Origin of the sequence: Phormidesmis priestleyi ULC007, assembly GCF_001895925.1 — a bacterium.
In the GTDB taxonomy this organism is placed as follows: domain Bacteria; phylum Cyanobacteriota; class Cyanobacteriia; order Leptolyngbyales; family Leptolyngbyaceae; genus Phormidesmis_A; species Phormidesmis_A priestleyi_A.
Map to the genome: position 1 here is coordinate 1 of NZ_MPPI01000095.1, position 1,923 is coordinate 1,923.

The 1,923-nt window shown below is 49.3% G+C and carries 2 protein-coding genes and 1 pseudogene; 2 read left to right on the forward strand and 1 reads right to left on the reverse strand.

Annotated features, from left to right (window positions below; genetic code table 11):
* The first annotated feature begins 169 nt into the window (after window positions 1-169).
* Window positions 170-307, forward strand: a complete 138-nt coding sequence (locus BRW63_RS26905; protein WP_181314519.1) for a hypothetical protein — start codon at window positions 170-172, stop codon at window positions 305-307.
* Between the two features lie 417 nt (window positions 308-724).
* Here the strand turns inward: BRW63_RS26905 and BRW63_RS26910 are convergent.
* Window positions 725-928 (reverse strand): annotated as a pseudogene (locus tag BRW63_RS26910) (S8 family serine peptidase); the annotation flags it as partial.
* A 100-nt stretch (window positions 929-1,028) separates the two neighbouring features.
* Between BRW63_RS26910 and BRW63_RS26915 the strand changes: the two are divergent.
* The gene (locus BRW63_RS26915) at window positions 1,029-1,832 is read left to right on the forward strand and encodes a transposase (protein WP_073075368.1); all 804 of its coding nucleotides are present in this window, start codon (window positions 1,029-1,031) and stop codon (window positions 1,830-1,832) included.
* Window positions 1,833-1,923: the final 91 nt, after the last annotated feature.

Below are 1,923 nucleotides of genomic sequence, written 5' to 3' on the forward strand. Positions count from 1 at the left end.
ATTCAATCCGAATCATGCTAACAACCTCTTTTCTCCTGCTCTAGAACAAACCTCATCTTATCGTTGATGCGGGAGAACAATCCAAAAGTCCATTTCTCAATCGTGGCGAGTATACCAAGCGTTGCAACAGGCAGGGGTTACGATTGGGTCGGGGGCAGTGGAATCGTTAGTGAAACAAATCAATCGCCGCTTGAAGATTTCAGGGGCACAGTGGAGTGCTCACAATGTGCCTCAAGGGCTGAAGCACCGCTCTGCTTATCTCAATGGCGATTTCACGCGCTCTCAACCTTGGCTCAGGGTTGGCTGATTGAATTGAGTAGTTATGCTCATCGCAAAGGTGAGATGCTCCCAACTAGATAGAAGGACTGAAAGAATCTATTCTTGAAGTTTTATCTGCGAGATTTGGAACCGTGCCAGAGACGATCGTTCAGCAATTAGCGACTGTAACCGACGGGGTTGTTCTCAAGGGACTATTGAGACAAGCGATCACGGTTGCCCCGATCTCTGAATTTACACAGTAGCTTGGCTAAAAAATAGTTAGTCATTGATCAGAAAATCTAGCAAGAAGGCGAACAGTATAGGCGTTTGAGATTGCTCGAAATTAAAGAGAGAACCACTTTGCAGTAAAAACACTCTGCAATTCAGAACCTGAGTCAAGGTTTAACTGAAGGATGAACGATCGCTTTTTGCAGCTTCCATATTCATCCCTCATCCTTCATCCCTGCTAAAGTGCCCCAGCCCCGATCGCGATCGCTCGTCGCACTGCCGCATCTGCATTCACAAACCCAGAACCATACACCGGATCATAACCACGCGCCCCTAAGTCATAAGCTGTTCCAGATAGAATCGTCTGAACCTGAGTGGCAGTCAAATTGGGGTTTGCACTCCACACTAGAGAAGCCACTCCAGCCACATTAGGTGTTGCCGCAGACGTGCCGTTAAGTTAGTGTCACAAATTATTCGCGCTGAGAAGCGAGGGGAGAAAAAGGCTTAGAACGGGCAAGAACCCCTAAAGCAGGCAACCTCCCATGATAATCGCAGAGCGAGAACAACAAATCCTTCGAGTGCGACAGCAGGGTGTGCACCCTGAACTGGAAGCAGCCCTAGCAGAGGAATTGCGAACTGAAGTCATCAGTACAGTCAAACAGGTGCTCGAAGGGTCGCTACGAGAGGAAGTGACGGAATTTTTGCAGCATCTGGAGGGCAAGAAGCCGTATCGCTCCGGGTACTATGAACGGCAGTTGCATACCCAGTATGGCTACATCGAGAAGTTGCAGGTGCCGAAGTTACGAGAACGGAACCGGGAACGCAACTGGCAGATCTTGGAGCGCTATCAACGGAGTTTAGGGAACCTATTGGATTGGCTGTGTTGCTTGTATGTCATGGGACTATCGTTGCGGGATTTGCAAGCAGCCTTGTATTTTGTAGTAGGTCGAGTTCTATCGGTGAATGCCGTGAACCAAATCACCTTGCAAGTTCAACGCCAACTGGATGCGAAACGCCAAGCGCCCTTGAAGCAAACGCCTGCGATCATCTTGGTGGATGGAGTGTGGGTAGACATTCAGGATGTGATTGCGGATGAATACAAGGAAGACTTGTCGGGACATTTGCGGCAACGACGGCAAGTAGAGGAACGGGTCGTGCTAGCGGTGATGGCAGTCTGGGCAGATGGAGGCACCGAATTGCTGCACTATGAGGTTGCCGAAACCGAAAGTGAAGCGGCATGGCGCGACCTATTTGCACACTTGATTGAGCGGGGATTTGCCCCAGAAGCACTAGAGCTAGTCGGGAGTGATGGGAGTTTACGAGGGTGCGACCTCTACTTGATTTAATCATTCAATCATGATATTACCTCAGTGATGCAACCAAGAGGGGTGAGTATGAGCGCTCAATTGTTAAGTCAGTCCGGGACACAAGTGAAGA

What these genes read in the sequence shown, in the direction of transcription:
- BRW63_RS26915 (WP_073075368.1), top strand. Translation starts at nt 1,029, where the DNA reads ATGATAATCGCAGAGCGAGAACAACAAATCCTTCGAGTGCGACAGCAG.